This window comes from Cerasicoccus frondis (genome assembly GCA_031296915.1).
GTDB classification, from domain to species: Bacteria; Verrucomicrobiota; Verrucomicrobiia; order Opitutales; family Cerasicoccaceae; genus Cerasicoccus; species Cerasicoccus frondis.
In genome coordinates this window covers 141,743-156,626 of the sequence record JAVDPC010000016.1, presented here as the reverse complement: position 1 = coordinate 156,626, position 14,884 = coordinate 141,743, and the positions used below count along the sequence as shown (strand labels likewise).

At 54.7% G+C, this 14,884-nt stretch carries 14 protein-coding genes; 7 read left to right on the top strand and 7 right to left on the bottom strand.

All coding sequences use genetic code 11. The annotated features are described in order from the left end of the window. Positions 1-188: 188 nt before the first annotated feature. The gene (locus RBB63_RS13475; protein WP_309385102.1) at positions 189-941 is read left to right on the top strand and encodes an IS5 family transposase; all 753 of its coding nucleotides are present in this window, start codon (positions 189-191) and stop codon (positions 939-941) included. A gap of 89 nt (positions 942-1,030) precedes the next feature. On the opposite strand, the gene RBB63_RS13470 is transcribed toward RBB63_RS13475, so the two are convergent. From RBB63_RS13470 to trpD, 4 genes are all read right to left on the bottom strand, one after another. Further along, positions 1,031-3,616, bottom strand: a complete 2,586-nt coding sequence (locus RBB63_RS13470) for a CHASE2 domain-containing protein (protein ID WP_309385100.1) — start codon at positions 3,614-3,616, stop codon at positions 1,031-1,033. A gap of 68 nt (positions 3,617-3,684) precedes the next feature. Then, the gene (locus tag RBB63_RS13465) at positions 3,685-5,340 is read right to left on the bottom strand and encodes a Na+/H+ antiporter NhaC family protein (RefSeq protein ID WP_309385098.1); all 1,656 of its coding nucleotides are present in this window, start codon (positions 5,338-5,340) and stop codon (positions 3,685-3,687) included. Positions 5,341-5,746: 406 nt separating this feature from the next. Then, complete coding sequence (gene glmM / locus RBB63_RS13460; protein ID WP_309385095.1) at positions 5,747-7,099, bottom strand: phosphoglucosamine mutase; 1,353 nt, start codon at positions 7,097-7,099, stop codon at positions 5,747-5,749. Further along, positions 7,096-8,172 carry an anthranilate phosphoribosyltransferase gene (trpD, locus tag RBB63_RS13455; RefSeq protein WP_309385093.1) on the bottom strand — a complete coding sequence of 359 codons (1,077 nt, stop codon included), beginning with the start codon at positions 8,170-8,172 and terminating at the stop codon, positions 7,096-7,098. Before trpD ends, glmM begins: the two co-directional genes overlap by 4 nt. A gap of 141 nt (positions 8,173-8,313) precedes the next feature. Here trpD and RBB63_RS13450 point away from each other — a divergent pair, with 141 nt between their 5' ends. The 3 genes from RBB63_RS13450 to RBB63_RS13440 all read left to right on the top strand — a co-directional run bounded on the left by RBB63_RS13450 (position 8,314) and on the right by RBB63_RS13440 (position 11,681). Beyond that, positions 8,314-9,078 (top strand): WecB/TagA/CpsF family glycosyltransferase, encoded by a 765-nt coding sequence (locus RBB63_RS13450; protein ID WP_309385090.1) that lies wholly within the window; start codon positions 8,314-8,316, stop codon positions 9,076-9,078. Between the two features lie 129 nt (positions 9,079-9,207). Further along, positions 9,208-10,728 (top strand): hypothetical protein, encoded by a 1,521-nt coding sequence (locus RBB63_RS13445; RefSeq protein WP_309385088.1) that lies wholly within the window; start codon positions 9,208-9,210, stop codon positions 10,726-10,728. A 95-nt stretch (positions 10,729-10,823) separates the two neighbouring features. Beyond that, positions 10,824-11,681, top strand: coding sequence for a universal stress protein (locus RBB63_RS13440; protein WP_309385086.1), 858 nt, complete (start codon positions 10,824-10,826; stop codon positions 11,679-11,681). A 21-nt stretch (positions 11,682-11,702) separates the two neighbouring features. Here RBB63_RS13440 and RBB63_RS13435 read toward each other — a convergent pair whose 3' ends face one another. Beyond that, on the bottom strand, positions 11,703-11,969 hold the full coding sequence (locus tag RBB63_RS13435; RefSeq protein ID WP_309385084.1) for a hypothetical protein: 267 nt from the start codon (positions 11,967-11,969) through the stop codon (positions 11,703-11,705). 218 nt (positions 11,970-12,187) lie between these two features. Here RBB63_RS13435 and RBB63_RS13430 point away from each other — a divergent pair, with 218 nt between their 5' ends. Further along, the gene (locus RBB63_RS13430; protein WP_309385082.1) at positions 12,188-12,511 is read left to right on the top strand and encodes a hypothetical protein; all 324 of its coding nucleotides are present in this window, start codon (positions 12,188-12,190) and stop codon (positions 12,509-12,511) included. Between the two features lie 69 nt (positions 12,512-12,580). On the opposite strand, the gene RBB63_RS13425 is transcribed toward RBB63_RS13430, so the two are convergent. Both RBB63_RS13425 and RBB63_RS13420 read right to left on the bottom strand, forming a co-directional pair. Next, entirely contained in the window at positions 12,581-13,231 is a 651-nt protein-coding gene (locus tag RBB63_RS13425; RefSeq protein WP_309385080.1) for a hypothetical protein, read from the bottom strand. A gap of 91 nt (positions 13,232-13,322) precedes the next feature. Next, positions 13,323-13,853, bottom strand: a complete 531-nt coding sequence (locus RBB63_RS13420; protein WP_309385077.1) for an acyltransferase — start codon at positions 13,851-13,853, stop codon at positions 13,323-13,325. Positions 13,854-14,013: 160 nt separating this feature from the next. On the opposite strand from RBB63_RS13420, the gene RBB63_RS13415 reads away from it, so the two are divergent. Together RBB63_RS13415 and RBB63_RS13410 are read left to right on the top strand one after the other, a co-directional pair. Further along, positions 14,014-14,301, top strand: coding sequence for a hypothetical protein (locus tag RBB63_RS13415; protein ID WP_309385075.1), 288 nt, complete (start codon positions 14,014-14,016; stop codon positions 14,299-14,301). Continuing rightward, entirely contained in the window at positions 14,298-14,696 is a 399-nt protein-coding gene (locus RBB63_RS13410) for a hypothetical protein (protein WP_309385073.1), read from the top strand. The genes RBB63_RS13415 and RBB63_RS13410 overlap by 4 nt, the downstream gene beginning before the upstream one ends. The last annotated feature ends 188 nt before the right edge of the window (positions 14,697-14,884 follow it).

Sequence of the window (14,884 nt, the reverse complement as noted above, 5' to 3'; positions counted from 1 at the left end):
CATGCAAAAGAGCATGAATGGGCTCTCCGAAAAAGTACAGCTTATTTTGAGATAAACTTCGCTGACACCACACTAGGTAGTGTTTTCAAAAGAATCGATTTTATCGCCGTAAACTGTTGACTGATAATGATATATTTAGATTATTGAGGGGTGAAGCAACGCTATCGTCCGACGTTAACCGATGAGGCTTGGGCAGCCCTAAAAAAATTAATGAACATCGGCTGATTGGCAGCAGTACCAAGCAGCGCAATGCAGGCCGTAAGCGACGGCGGGATCGCCTGTTTGTGGAGGCAATATTTTGGATTTTGCGCACGGGTTCGCCTTGGCGTGATTTACCCGATTGTTTTCCACCTTGGCAGAGCGTCTATTCGCGCTTTCGCCGTTGGAATCAGCAAGGTTTGTGGAAGCGCATTCTGGCCAGTTTTCACGATCAAGCAGACACCGAGTTTGTGATGGTCGATGGCACAATCGTGCGTGCGCATCAACATGCCAACTGCGCCCGCCACGAGCAAGATGCGCAGGCGCTAGGCCGCTCCAGAGGAGGCTTGAGCACCAAGTTACACTGGCTGTGCGACTCGCTCGGCTATCCACTGGCCGTTATTGCTACAGCCGGACAACGAGGCGAAGCGACTCAGGCAGACGGACTAATCAACCAATGTCGCAAACCCTTTGAATACCTGCTGGCCGATGCGGGATATGACAGCGATGACATCCGTTTGAGTGTGAAGCAACGCGGAGCCATCGCCGTCATTAAACCCAACCCTAATCGCTCACAAAAGCCCCCCTTCGACAAGCACATTTACAAAGAAAGACACCGCATCGAGAACCTCATGGCAAAACTCAAAAACTCCAGAAGACTCGCCACCAGATATGATAAATCTGCAAAAACCTACCTCGCTTTTACAAGGCTCGCCGCGATCAAAGTATGGATGCTAGCTTAATTTGAAAACACTACCTAGCGCGATTCAGCGTTCTTCGCGAGCCAACCTACACTTTAATTTTTAATTTGCTCACTTTAACAGACACACCCCTACTTCGTCTTCATCACGAAAACGCCATCCCATTTTTCGCCGGGAGGTTCTTCGAGGTAGTAGAGGCAGCGGGCCAGGAGCACATCGCTTGGGGTGGTGGGCGCTTCGGGGTTTTTATCTGAGCGGTTGGGCTCGAGCTCCACGGATTGTTCGAAGAATTCGATAGCGCCGTTGAAGTCCTGTTCAAGGTAGCGGTCAATGCCCTTTTGGTAAATTTCCAGACAACGTTCGGTCTCGTAGTCGAGGTCCTCGAGAAGGCAGACAAGCTCATACATTTCAGCAGGTTTGCTCCGACCTTTGACGAGGATCTTATCCAGATAACGGAAGACACAAGCCTCACTGACCGCCATGCAAGCCTGCCGCGTTTCACCCGTGACCATGATGTAGACGCCATAAGATTTCGCACCGGACTCACTGCGCGCGGCAAGGTTCACAGTGTCGCCCATCATGGTGTAGTTAAAGCGTGACTCCGAACCCATGTTGCCCACGACTGCGAGGCCCGTATTGAGGCCGATGCGCGTCTGCATCTTGGAAACAATTTCAGGCCAGTCATCGCCTTCACTCGCCCACTTTTCGCGAAGATCCAGTTGACGCTTTTGGATGCGCGCCGCCGCCATGCAACCGCGCAAAGCATGATTCTCCACATGGATGGGCGCATTGAACATCGCAACCATGGCGTCGCCAATGTACTTATCGAGTGTGCCACGTTCCTCCTGCAAAATGTCGGTCATCGCCGTCAGGTATTCATTCATCAGCGTCACCAGGCGATCTGCAGGCAACAGCTCCGAAAACGTGGAGAAGCCCTGAATGTCCGAGAAGAACGCGGTGATCTCAACTTCCTCACCACCAAGTTGTGGCTCCTCGCCGGACTCCACCATATTATCCACCAAATCACGTGACAGGTATGCGCCAAACATCCCCTTGATGCGGCCGCGTTGTTTCTCCTCGACCACGAGCTGATAAACCGCGCCAGCCAATGTCGTGGTGATCGCCGAAGCAACCGGCGCAATAAACGGAATGACCAAATGAAACGCACTGAAGGAACCGAAAACTAACGCAACATAGCCAATCAAAACCGCTCCCGCGCTCAGCTTCACCCAAGCGCTGTTCTTTCCAGTATAGGTCCCCAGCGCCGCGACAATGTAAGTCAGGATCAGCGTGAGGATGGCGTGCATCCACCAATCAAGGCGTAGGATAAATTTCCCGGAAAAGATAGTTTTCAACATATTGCCATGCACGGCAACTTTTGGCTCAGGCGTTGAATCGAAGGGCGTCGGCGCCAAGTCTTGTAAAATTGGATCGACAGGCCCAATCAACACGATGGCGTCTTTAAATTTCTGGAAAAATTTTCGGGCGTCTGCCTTGAGCTGTTCCAGCTCTTCCGCTGTTACATCAACTTTGCTGGCATTGGGCGCATCGGGATCGTAAAGCAAATTATTGGCATGCACGAAAATCTCGTCGACGCTCGCGCGTGGATTGAGTTCATGGTCTTTCCAAGCAGAAAACCAATTGATTTCCGTAACTTGCCCGAGAATCATGGGTATCTTTCGAAACAAGCTGCCGTCTTGGTTATAAATGTTTAGAGCGTCGTCCGTGATCTCCAGATTATCTTGGGTTAGATCCAAATATTTCAAAGCCAACTCGACTGAGAAGTGGTAAAAGGTCTGCTCCGTAAGGTAAGAGTATGCACCAATAGGAGAACCTTCCTTACTGTAAATCATTACTGTATCTTCGTCTGGCAGTTCCTTGATCGCAGGCAACTGGACAAATTCTTTATACATCATGAAATCTTCTTTGGGCATGAGCTGGATCTCTTCATTCATCTTGAGATCCATCAGCACTTCGAAGCCTTTCAGCAAGTTTAGCGTATAATATGGGCCATTGGATTTTGTGTAAATAGGCACGTATCGCGGCACTGGTCCTGCGCTCAAGCTTTGCTCAACGGCAATAAGCCCTATCCCATCTGATCCACGGTTAAATCGCCAAATCGGGAAGCTCGGCATTTCTGGAAATGTATTTTCAGGAGTGTGATCGTAATTGATCTTATCGTCATCATATAAATACTCCAAAGGAATTATACTATAGGGCTGCCTAACATATTCACGCGCCTCATTAATATCCAGTTCCTTAAATGTTTTAGGCAGCTTCACACCGGTGTAATTACAAGCCAACACCACACCTGGATACTCATTGAAGAATTTTCCGAAATAGTAATCGTTCTCTTGAAACTTAGTCTTATCCACTAACTCTGAAGGAGTATTCATGGAAAAAACGAAATCATAACCCACGGCTTTCGCGCTGCCAAATTCGAACAGGATCTGCGCAATTTGCGCCATTTGTTCCCGGGGCCATGGACGCTCTTTGAGCTCAGTGATCGCACGCGCGTCGACGTCCGCATAAACAATTTTCACCTCTGGCACTTCCAATGGCCCTCGAACGCGAAAACGCCAGTCCATTGCCAAGTTAAGCAGCGGCTTGGAAAAATCCTGAGCAAAAGGCGCTTCCGAAAAGATTATCCAGAATATCGGAATGGGGAGCAGGCAGAGGAGTAGCTTCAGTCTGCTGCCGGTGGAGTTAGCTGCCATGGTGCAATTCTTATAAGGCTTTCTGCTTACGGGAAAAGCTTAAAGGAATTCGCAGGCGCGACCAGCGTTCAGTTGGCCTTTGGGCCTAAGAGCAACGTCGCCGCAATCAAGGCGCCTCCCCCCAACAGCAGACCGATCCACGGCGAAGCGCCCAGCCCCACTGGCACAAAGCCCAACAACGCCGCCGCCACGGCCGACATCAGCGCAAATGGCAACTGCGTGCGCACATGGTCGTGCGGGGTCACGTCACAGGTAATCGCGCTGACCAGAGTCGTGTCGCTGATCGGCGAACAGTGGTCCCCAAACACCGCACCGCTGAACACCGCACCCACCGCCGCCGCGTAGAACGGCGCTAGCACGGCGGAACTCGCTTCCGGATGGTTCGCGATGAGCGGTATCGCGAGCGGCATCAGGATGCCCATCGTGCCCCAGGAGGTGCCGGTGGAAAATGAAATCACCGCCCCGAAAATAAAGATGATGACGGGCAACAGCGACAGCGGCGCCCAAGCCCCAACGAGGTCGCCCAGTTGCTTGCCGGTATCCAAAGCGGCCAACGTCGAGCTAAGCATCCAGGCGCCCACCAGGATCAATACCGGCGCCATCAGGTGCTTCACACCCGCGCCATAAGCCTGCCCGCCTTCGGCATAGCGCCGCCCACTGAGCGGGAATAAAATCAACGCAACGACCGACGCCACAACGCCGCCAAATACGAGAACGAACGCCCCCGCATTGCTCCCAAAAGCAGCGGTCAGCTTATCGGCGGTCAACGGAAAGTAAGCCGCATCCTCGCCCAATGCGCTCGGCACGCCAAAGGCATACAGACCGATCAGTAAGGTCAGGAGCAGCGTCAGCAAGGCAATTACGCAGAGGGCCAAACCGCCTGAGGTTGCAGTTGATTCGATCGACTGCGCTTTGCCCAAGCCAAGCTTTTGGCGCGCCTCACGTTCGAAATCGCCCATAGGCCCGGGGTTGAAATTGCGCCAGATAACCAGCGCCACCATCAGCAGCGTAAACCAGCAGTAGTAGTTGTACGGCAGCGAGCGCAGAAACCATGCGTAGGGATTGGTTTCCTCGCCGATCAGCGCAAAGCCGTCGCGGATCATCGACAGCTGGTAGGCAATCCAGGTCGATAGAAACGCCACGCAGGCAACCGCCGAGCTTGTCGAGTCAGCAAGGTAAGCCAGCTTCACCCGGGACACTCCATGCCGCTCGGCCATTGGACTGACCAAGCGCCCCACGAGCACACTATTGGCCAGCCCATCAAAAAAACACACGAGCCCCAATCCTGCTGCGCCCGCCTGCAAGCGAGTTGGGCTTTCGCCGCCCCGCAGAAGGTAGCGCCGCAAAAAATACTCCAGTCCGCCACTTCGCTCGAGCACTGCGGCAAAGCCACCGAGTAAGAGCGTAAAGGCGACGGCGCTCATTTTCCATTCGCTGGTAAAATGCGGCGCAAAATGGTCGCCCATCAGCGACAGAAACGCGACCCAAGGTCGCCCTGCGCAGAGGATGATTGCCCCGCCAGCGGCGCCGGCAACCAGCCCGAGCAGCGCATTGCGCGTCAAGTAAACAACGCCCAGCGCGACGATGCTCGGCCACAGCGCCGGGATCAATTGCCCCGACTGACCGCCCCAGAACCAGCCCATCGGCCAACTGATCGCCCACAGGGCCAGCGCAGCGCCCCACCGGGCGCGCGAAAGCGGTTTAGCCTGCCTAGCATCAGTCATGACTCACATCCTCCACGAACATCGCGTTGGGTTGGCATATTTGCACAGTGAGTCAATGAGAGGCAAGGCTGAGGATGGCGCGAACACACTAGAGCACTTTTCATCTAGATTGGCCGATCAGGCCGCAGTGATTTTTCGTGTTCAGCAAGGCGGCTTGAGCGTCGCAGGCTGGAAGCCTGTGAGCGAAAAGCCAACAACGCTGGCGCGGAAAAGCACTCGGTTTAAGGCTTGGGGCCAGATTGGAAGTTCGCGGCGTTGGCATTTCAATCACGGGCTTCCAGCCCGCTCAATCAAAGCCGCCTTGCGCTGCATCCAATCTCTACCCCACCTGAATCGGCCTATCTAGATGAAAAGTGCTCTAACCGATGCCCCACGCTTCGCTAGCTTTCTCCTTTAATCTTTTTCCTCAAACCACCACATCCAGATCTGCCCGGGCGGCGGTAACGAGTCGGCCAATAGTGGCCGTCGCCAGGTTCTGCGTTTCAGCCTCGGCCAAAAGGCGCAGCTTGGGCTCGGTTCCAGAATAACGCACCAAAATGCGACCTTTGCCCGTCAGCTCATTTTCCAGCTCAGCGATCAAGGCGCTTAGCGTCGGGCAATCTTCGAGCGGGATTTTTTCGGAAACTTTAAGGTTTTGCGTCACCTGCGGAAACAGCTCCACCGCATTGACGTGCTCGGACAGCGGGCGCTTGGTTTCGAGCAACAGCGCGACGAGCTGAATTGCCGCCAACAGCCCATCGCCAGCCACGGAGTAGTCGCGGAAAATAATGTGCCCCGAGGACTCACCGCCAAAATTGTAGTCATGTTCCAGCATCCGGTGGAGGACATTGCGATCGCCCACGTCGACGCGTTCCACCTTGCCGCCTGCCTGGATGATGGCGCGGTCAAGGCCCATGTTGCTTTGGATGGTGGCCACGACGGTTTTCTTGCGAAGCCGCCCGGTCTGGAGTCCGTAAAGGCCAAGCACGCCCAGTAATTGATCGCCATGGACAATGCGCCCGAGCTCATCGCACACGACCAGCCGGTCGCCATCGCCATCATGCGCGATGCCGAAATTTGCGCCATGCTTGAGCACTGCCGCTGCAAGCTGGTCCGGATGTTCGCTGCCCACTTCGGCGTTGATGTTCTCGCCATTGGGCTCGGCGCCAATCTGAATGACCTCGGCGCCGAAATGGCGAAACACCTTGGGGGTGGTTTCGGCTGTCGCCCCATTGGCGGTGTCAATCACGACCTTCCACCCTTTGAGGCAGCCCTGATGCATCAGCGAGCGCAATACATTCACGTAAAATGCGCTGCCATCGTAGTCATGCCCGCAAACCGAGCATTTCTCTGGCGGTTTGATCTCCGCATTGTCGATGAAACGCTCGATCTCGGCTTCCGCGCTGGTTGAGAATTTCAACCCACGGTTATCAAAAAACTTCAGCCCGTTGTCCTGAGCCGGATTATGGGAGGCGGTGATCGCCACGCCCATGTCTGCATGCAAATCGCGCAGGCTCATCGCGACGCCTGGCGTGGGCACGACCCCGAGTCGAATCACATGAATCTGGTCAGCGCAAAAACCTTCCGAAAGCAGCGCTTCGAGCTCTTCCCCCGACGCGCGGGTGTCGCGCCCGATGACCACAGTAATCGGCTTGGCCTGGTTGTGCTTGCGCAAAAATGCGGCCACGCCATAACCCGCGCGGCGAACGAACTCTTGGTTGAGCAAGTCGCCGCCAACGCGTCCACGAATACCGTCTGTGCCAAAATACTTGAGTTTCATCCCGCGTAAAACTCCTTCAGTTGAGTGAGCCAGCGGCGCAGGGCGCCCCCCGTTAAAATTTCCCTCGCTACGCCAACGCCTTCCTTGAGCGAGCCACAACGGCCGACGACCCAAAGCGCCGCGCCTGCATTGAGGCTCACGGTGTCTTCCAGGCCTTTCGGCGCCTTGCCCGCCATCAGCTTGTCGAGGATGTGTAGGTTTTCATTGAGATCTCCGCCTTTCAGATCATTGAGACAACCAGGCTCCAGTCCGAGTTCCGCCAAGTTGAGTGGTTGATTGGCATTCCAGAGCACGTTTTCGCCCTGAGCGCCGAGTTGGCCCACCCCCGCGCCCAAGTTGAGCCCGGCAGTGGAAAACTCATCCATGCCAAGCCCTTCGCCCAGATCACAATGAGCCACGAGACCGCTCTTCAGGCCCACGCTTTCCAGTGCATAGGCGACAGGCTGCACCCAGCGTGCCGGGAAAACGCCGAGCAATTGATAGGCAGGCTTCGCGGGGTTAATCAGCGGCCCAAGCAGGTTAAAGATCGTGCGGCGACCTTGCTCGGCCAGCGCCTTGCGCACGGGCATGATCTCTTTAAACGCGGGGTGAAAAGCAGGGGCAAAAAAGAACGCGAAATTAAGCTCCTCCACCGAATGGCGGATGGTGGGCAACGAAGCCTCCAAGTCCACGCCCAAGGCCGCAAGCAAGTCCGCAGCGCCACAATTGGAGGTAATGGATCGGTTGCCGTGCTTCAATACGGGCACCCCTGCGGCGGCGACTACGAACGCCGATGTCGTGGAAATATTAAAACTGCCGGACTTGTCCCCGCCAGTGCCCACAATGTCGATCGCGCGCTCCGCAATCTCTTTCAGTCCGGGATCGCGGGCCATTTCTCGAAAGGCTGTCGCAAAGGCGGCGAGCTCGACCGGGGTTTCCCCACGTTCGTTCATTGTCGTGAGGAGGGCGGCCTTTTGGTCAGCTGGAATCTCTGCGGAAACCAGGCTAAGGGCGGCGCCTCGCGCGGCATCCGCCGACAAACCGTCGGGAGCGGAGGCCAAAGTTGTCAGGTCGACTATGGTGGCTTCAGACATAAGCAGGGCGAGGTACCAGTTATTAGCCGTGATAAAACAGTCTCAAGCTAAAAATCCCCCAGAAGCCGAAAGGCTTGTCCCTCAGGTCAATCGGATATGACGACTTGCAGTCCAAGGGGTATGCAACATGACTGAGTGTGTATGGAAAAACCGCTCACGCGATACGACGTGCTGGGCGTCCAGGTAAGCGCCTGCGACCTCACCACAGCCTGCCGACTAATTCGCCAGCGAGCGGAGAGCGGCGGCAAAGGCTATGTCTGCTTCTGTGGCGTGCATGGGGTAATGGAGTCACAGCGGGATGCGACGTTGCAGGACATTTACAACGGGGCGTTTATCAACAGCCCAGACGGCATGCCGTTAGTCTGGCTGGGGAAGCATCGCTCGGAAAAAAGCGTTGGTCGGGTCTATGGCCCCGATGTCCTCATGGCGCTTTGTGAACAAACCGCCAATACCGGGCTCCGGCATTATTTTTACGGGGGTGGAGAGGGGGTAGCCGAAGCTTTGGCTGCCCGATTGAAGGCACAGTTTCCCGATCTGGAAGTCGCCGGAACTTACACGCCGCCATTTCGCGATCTCACCCCGGAAGAAGAACAGCAGCTGATAAGTGAGGTTGACGCCGCGCAACCGCATTTCTTCTGGGTGGGTCTGGGCACGCCTAAACAGGATAAGTTCATGCACGTCTGGCTAAGCCGCCTCAATGTCAACCTGATGCTCGGTGTCGGCGCGGCATTTGATTTCCATAGCGGTCGCAAGCCTCAAGCGCCCCGGTGGATGCAACGGTCCGGCTTGGAGTGGCTGTTTCGGCTGATCACTGAGCCTAGGCGCCTTGCCCGTCGCTACCTTGTATATAACCCTATTTTCGTGTGGAAAATAACACAGGATTACTTATTTCACCAGCGAAAGTAGAACGATTTGCCCCTACCAACCTAGGTCCCGAAGGGACAAGGGAGAAATAATTAAGGCAAAAGTCCCAAATCAAACTTGGGGCGCGCCTCACGCATTGCCATTTCAAAAAATTTTGCTTGGATAGAAGCTGTGCACACTACACGGCTGTTTTCGTTGTTAGCCCTGACCTCCGGGATTTGGCTTTCTGGCTGCTCCGAGCCCAGAGACGGAGCTTCGCTGTACCCCGACTCCGAAAGCCAGCGAAAAACCATCCGTGCACAATACATTGATCGTGAAGCAGCTGTGGAAGCTTCAATGGAAGCACGCGTTGCTTACGAGCCCAAGCCATCAGACGAGACTCAAGCCATGACGCTCTTGGGCGAAAAGGGTGAAACTCTTTCCACTGCGGCCCTCAAAGAGAAAATCACCACTTTGCTGGCGGAGGAGGATGCCTGGGCAAACAATGTGGCAATCAGCGAGCTATGTGGACAGTATCTGGGCGCGGCGCTGAAGGAAGGGCAGAAGCCCGGCGATCCAGACTATGAGCAGGCGATTTCCTGGTGCCTGGAAACCATCAATACTGCTGGCCGTTTTGCCGAGCGACCAGGCTCCATGACGCGTTGGCAAAGCATTAACCGACCGCTCATTCAGGCCGCTTACCAAACCGCGCTGCTCGGTGACTCGCGACTGAGAGACCAACGATTTTTCGCATTTCTGCCATTATGGAACATGCACCAGCTGCAGCCTTGGCAGCAGATAGATCCTGATAATCCGGCTCTGGATGCGATCACCGGTTCGCTGATGCTCCAGAGTGCGCTTTACCCGTCGCCAGATATTAAATGGTGGCTGGATAATGTTCCTCCTGAACCGATAGCCACGCCTCTTCTGGCAACAGTCGAGCTAGCCGAAGCTTACTCCCCCCCTCCAACATTTGGCCTCTACCCTCAGGCTGCAGTGATGTTCTGGCGCTCCAGTTGGGCCTCCGGAGCCGACGGACTCGTTGCCCGAGGATCGATAACCAATGCCCCCGAAAGCAGCGAAAACGCAGGCCATGTCAGTTGGACTGCGCACGGCAACCAAGTGCTGATTCGGAACGCCAGCGAAACGAAAGCCTTTGCGCTCAATGCTCAACCCGACGAGAGCGAAACGCGCACTCCACAAAAAATTCCACCTGGCAATGTGTTGCGCGTAGGCGACGCCACCCCCCAGCCAGGACGCGCGACGCTCATCGTGCGCGAGCTCAACGCGATAGGAGGTAATTTACGCATTGATGCATCAGATGACTTCCTCGAACTCAGCCTTTGGCATCGCGATCTATTTTGGACGGTGGGCGGTGAGTTCCGCATCATTGACACCGTGCGCTACGACTTTGGGGAGCGTGACCGCACCTCGTTCTATTGGCATCTCAGTGCATCAGAGCCTGTAAAAATCGAAACCAGCCGTAAACGCACCATTGTTGAGTGGGACGACAATGCGATCGTGTTTCAGGGAAATACACCGCTCGATGTTGATCAGTTTCTTATCCCTGGCGCTGATGGCGGGGCCCCCCACGTAGTCCTTTGCTTGCGCACGATTGGGCGCCCGCACTCCCTGCGATTATTAACTCGCGTACTGCCCCGCGAAACATCGGCAATGAAAGAAATCGCAGATAGTGGCTCGGCCAAGCCCTAGTTAGCGCAAATTGCGCAATTCACTGATTTACGGCGAGTTCAGCTTGTGATCCCTCGCTTTTCTGCATACAGTGTATGCATCGAAAGGATAACCCCATGAAAAAGATTCTCGCTTGTACTGACGGCTCGGACTACGCCCGCGTCGTATGCCGTTATTCGGGCTGGTTGGCTCAGCTGACCGAAGCCCGTGTGGATGCGCTTTACGTGTCCAGCCTTTGGGAGTTCGAGCTCCCCTTCCTCATGGATCTCGGCGGAAGCGTCGGCGCCTCCCCCTATCAGGGAATGACTGGCGCACTCGAGGAAATGGAAACGCATAAGGCCCAACTGGTGGAACAAGCCGCGGTTCGAGAGCTGATCGACGCAGGTCTGGACGCTGCCGACTTTGCCTTCAATCATGAAACCGGGCTGCTGGTCGATGCGCTGGATCATTTCGAAACGGGAGAAGACGCGGCCAGCATCATTGTGCTGGGCAAACGGGGTGAGGGCATGTCCCAAGCCAAGGAACACTTGGGCGGAAACCTGGAGCGCGTGGTCCGCGCCGCACGGCAACCCTGCTTCATCTGCAATCGGGAATTTCGCACCATCAAACGTGCATTGCTGGCCTATGACGGCAGCGCCAGCGCCCAAAAAGCCATTGACTGGTTGATTGCCGAACCGGCCTTGCACGACATCCAGTTAGACGTTGTCACCGTCAGCAATGGCCATGGCGATGACCACCTGGCCCGGGCGCTCCGCGTGGTGGAGAGCCGTTTGGAAGACACTGAAATTCATGCAACGTGCCAACTGCTTACCGGCGACGTTGAGGACGAGATTGTGGAGTTCGTCGAAGGCAACGACATAGACCTCCTGCTAATGGGCGCCTATGGTCACAGCCGTATTCGTGAACTGCTGATTGGCAGCACAACCACCGACCTCATCCGTCGCTGTAAGATACCCCTAATGCTCTTCCGCTAGGGAGTGTCCGGGATAGGCTGCTCAATAAGCAGCAGCCTGCCCACTGGCGGACATCCCCAAAATGACAGCCGCAATGATGAAAATCGGAATGGAAATCAGCGATTTCAAAAACGGTGATTTGCAACGATCCCAATACATGATGATGAACACCAAGCCACAGAACGGCACAAAGATATAGCCCAGCCCCCAAAGGATGTGCTCTTTAAATGCAATGATCAGCAGCTGGATGCCATAGATGAGCGCGATCACCAAGGCGATGATGTAGAGAATGCCTGCAACAATTTCCATAAGTAGGTCCTGATTAGAGTTTAACAATACTCGGTTAGCAAAATCAAACTGTCACCCGGCTTTACAATATGCAAGCCTAGGTAGCGCCCCAGTCAAACTCGGGTGTATCCATTAGTTTCACCATTGGATTGGATTAGCTGGCGGGCCTAAAATCCAAGGGAATTCAAAATCTCTAAGGTGTTCTATGCCCGAAGGATACAATTTTGATTGAGCTGCACATGAAGCATAAAAGCACAGCTGAACGCTTGTGGCTAAATCAACGCCAAAGTAGGCTTAAGGGCATGATGAAGGGATTGGGGGAAAATATTACCGCGCTCAACAGCGAAGCCGTTGAAGCAAATGACGCCACTGCGTTTCGCTTGGCGATTATCTTTCTTACGCTGGGCTTTGCCTTAACAGCGTTTGCTTACATTTACTGGTCGATTGACCAGACGCTTATGCTGACCTCTGGTTTAATTGGTCTGGCGTTAGGCTTCTGGAACCTTCGCCAATACCTGCATTCATCGGAAGAGCCTGTATCGCCTGCCAGACTTCCAAGCTAACTTTCAAATCGTATATTCCCCAAAGGGAGGTCCATACCAGGCCTCCTTTTTTATGCAGATCGGGCTTGCTTACAAGCGCACTGAGGCAAGATCAATTCTGAGCGCGGGCATCGCGTCCACTGTCTGATAGTCAGCCAGCGCGCCAATATAAAGATTGAACTGATCCAGATTCTTGGGCCCTTCGGTCCGCAGCAAAAAGCCCAATGTGTTACCCTTCCGGAAAAGATTGTGCACCGATAACTGACAGTCCATCGCTGGCTTGCTGTGCTCTTTAACCTCGGCAATCCATGGCTGGCTGTTATCCCGCCCCTTAAATTTGATCGATGTGTCCACGCCAAGTTCCGCAAACGCCTTACCGGTCGTGACGTCCTGATCCAAATCGAGACTGAAAAAGATGATCGATTCCACTTTCGCGTCAGCTGGAGCCGGCATGGGGTCGGCAAAATCGATGCTCACCAGCGTGTCTGTCTCCGTCATCGGAATGAGCGTCAACCGGACGATATCCAGATAGTGAAAAGGCTTTGCCCCCATGACATCGCCCTCGGGGTCGCTAAAAGTAAACCTGCCGCGGTGCATCGAGTCTGCATGCCTCTGCGCAGCCCTACTACGGGCTTTCTGCCCATCCGACGCTTCGTAGCCGGGGGGAGGAGGAAGGTCAAATTGCGCACTCACGCACACGGCGATCAGGCTCAGGATGACGGTTGGTAAAACATGCTTCATGAATAGGCGAGGCAGCAGCCTCTGCGTCATCATCATCAATGCCGCTGGTTTGTTGTCAACCACAGGGCAATCAGATACGTCCCATTGCCCTTTAATGGAACAAGCGTTGGTAGTTCAATTGATAATGCAAGGACCGCGAACGCTGACCAATCACCCGCGCCGGAACTCCGCCCACAATGGTGTAAGGATCCGTGGACTTGGTTACGACAGCGCCCGCCGCTACGACACTGCCTTCCCCCAAAGTGACGCCTGGCAGGATCGTCGCGCGCGCGCCAACGAAAACATAGTCTTCGATGGTCACGCCCCGTACGCGCCCGGCAAAGCCCGCATCCTGCAAATCGTGATCCGCCGTAATAATCGAAACCTCGGGCGAAATCGACACCGAGGCGCCAATGGTAATGCCTCCGCGCGTATCCAATGAGCAAAACTGATTGACCACACTGCCAGCTTCTATCCGAAATCCCTTCGCTGCGTTGAATCGCAATCCCATCAACAAACTCGGTTTCGCGGGCAGCTCAAAGCCCATCACATACTGGTAATACGCGTTGCGCAACGTATGCGACGGAATCCGGTTTACCCAGAAATTGCACAGGTAAAGTCGAAATTCTGAAAGCGCGCTCATTCAATCAAGGGAAGTAGCAAGATTCGTTTGGTTCAACGCATCATGACATGCGCCCGCGGGCTGGCGAATGTTTTGTTCCAACTTCGTCGAGTTCACTACGACACATCACGGTTTCTCATTGCAACGCCTGGCCTGGCCATTAAGTTGATGAAATCAAGCGATGAAGACTTTCCGTTTCACCATCCCTGAACTAGGGCCCAGCGCCGCTGAAAAACTCAACCGTGAGCTTTACTTGGCTGAGCATAATCGTGCTCAGCCGCCACGGCCTAGCTTGTTTCTCAGCATGGCGGCGATCTTTCTACTGCTCGGCACAGCCGGCCTGATGAACGACATTGCCGAACAGGATTTACGGCCCAGCACTGTGTTTTTCCTCTTGTTTGCACTGGAACGATTTGGCGCTTTTTCACGGGCCAGACGCATTAGTAGCCAAATGAAAGCTGAAACATGAAGACATTTCGCTGGACAGTCCCGCAGCCCGGAACGATCTCGGATCCTGACTACCAATCTAGACGGCCTGCTCCCAGCAATTGCCCGAAGCTCGATTGCGACAGACGCACCGAAATTGCGCACGAAATTCAGCAGATCGAGAACAAACGAGGCTGGGCCTACACTCAGCTGATCCTCGCCGCGGCCTTACTCGCGATTACCTACCACACGTGGTCTGACTTTGAAGAACTGAGCCATGCACCCGCCGGCGTAATCATAATAGTGGTCATTGGCGTGACGAATGCCGCAGTAGGCATTGCCAAGATCCGGGAGCTGAAACTCGCCAAGATGATGCGGGAACTGCAATCTGAGATTGCGCGCCTTGAACGCAAACTAGCCGAGACAGACCGCCACTGAGTAGCTAATGCTTTCGCGGCAAAAGAACACATGAAACAGCTCCGCCACCCACCCGAAACTCGTTCGGAACAAACTGCGGGTAACTCTGCGGATAGTTGGGAATAACCAGCGAGTTACCGACATGTTATTAGTTGTTCGGGCTTGCGCTCAGAGTTATTCCCCTTCAATCTCCAGCGCAAGCTGTTTGA

What these genes read in the sequence shown, in the direction of transcription:
- trpD (WP_309385093.1), bottom strand. Translation starts at nt 8,172, where the DNA reads ATGTCTGAAGCCACCATAGTCGACCTGACAACTTTGGCCTCCGCTCCC.
- glmM (WP_309385095.1), bottom strand. Translation starts at nt 7,099, where the DNA reads ATGAAACTCAAGTATTTTGGCACAGACGGTATTCGTGGACGCGTTGGC.
- RBB63_RS13430 (WP_309385082.1), top strand. Translation starts at nt 12,188, where the DNA reads ATGAAGCATAAAAGCACAGCTGAACGCTTGTGGCTAAATCAACGCCAA.
- RBB63_RS13415 (WP_309385075.1), top strand. Translation starts at nt 14,014, where the DNA reads ATGAAGACTTTCCGTTTCACCATCCCTGAACTAGGGCCCAGCGCCGCT.
- RBB63_RS13450 (WP_309385090.1), top strand. Translation starts at nt 8,314, where the DNA reads ATGGAAAAACCGCTCACGCGATACGACGTGCTGGGCGTCCAGGTAAGC.
- RBB63_RS13435 (WP_309385084.1), bottom strand. Translation starts at nt 11,969, where the DNA reads ATGGAAATTGTTGCAGGCATTCTCTACATCATCGCCTTGGTGATCGCG.
- RBB63_RS13470 (WP_309385100.1), bottom strand. Translation starts at nt 3,616, where the DNA reads ATGGCAGCTAACTCCACCGGCAGCAGACTGAAGCTACTCCTCTGCCTG.
- RBB63_RS13425 (WP_309385080.1), bottom strand. Translation starts at nt 13,231, where the DNA reads ATGAAGCATGTTTTACCAACCGTCATCCTGAGCCTGATCGCCGTGTGC.
- RBB63_RS13420 (WP_309385077.1), bottom strand. Translation starts at nt 13,853, where the DNA reads ATGAGCGCGCTTTCAGAATTTCGACTTTACCTGTGCAATTTCTGGGTA.
- RBB63_RS13465 (WP_309385098.1), bottom strand. Translation starts at nt 5,340, where the DNA reads ATGACTGATGCTAGGCAGGCTAAACCGCTTTCGCGCGCCCGGTGGGGC.
- RBB63_RS13410 (WP_309385073.1), top strand. Translation starts at nt 14,298, where the DNA reads ATGAAGACATTTCGCTGGACAGTCCCGCAGCCCGGAACGATCTCGGAT.
- RBB63_RS13440 (WP_309385086.1), top strand. Translation starts at nt 10,824, where the DNA reads ATGAAAAAGATTCTCGCTTGTACTGACGGCTCGGACTACGCCCGCGTC.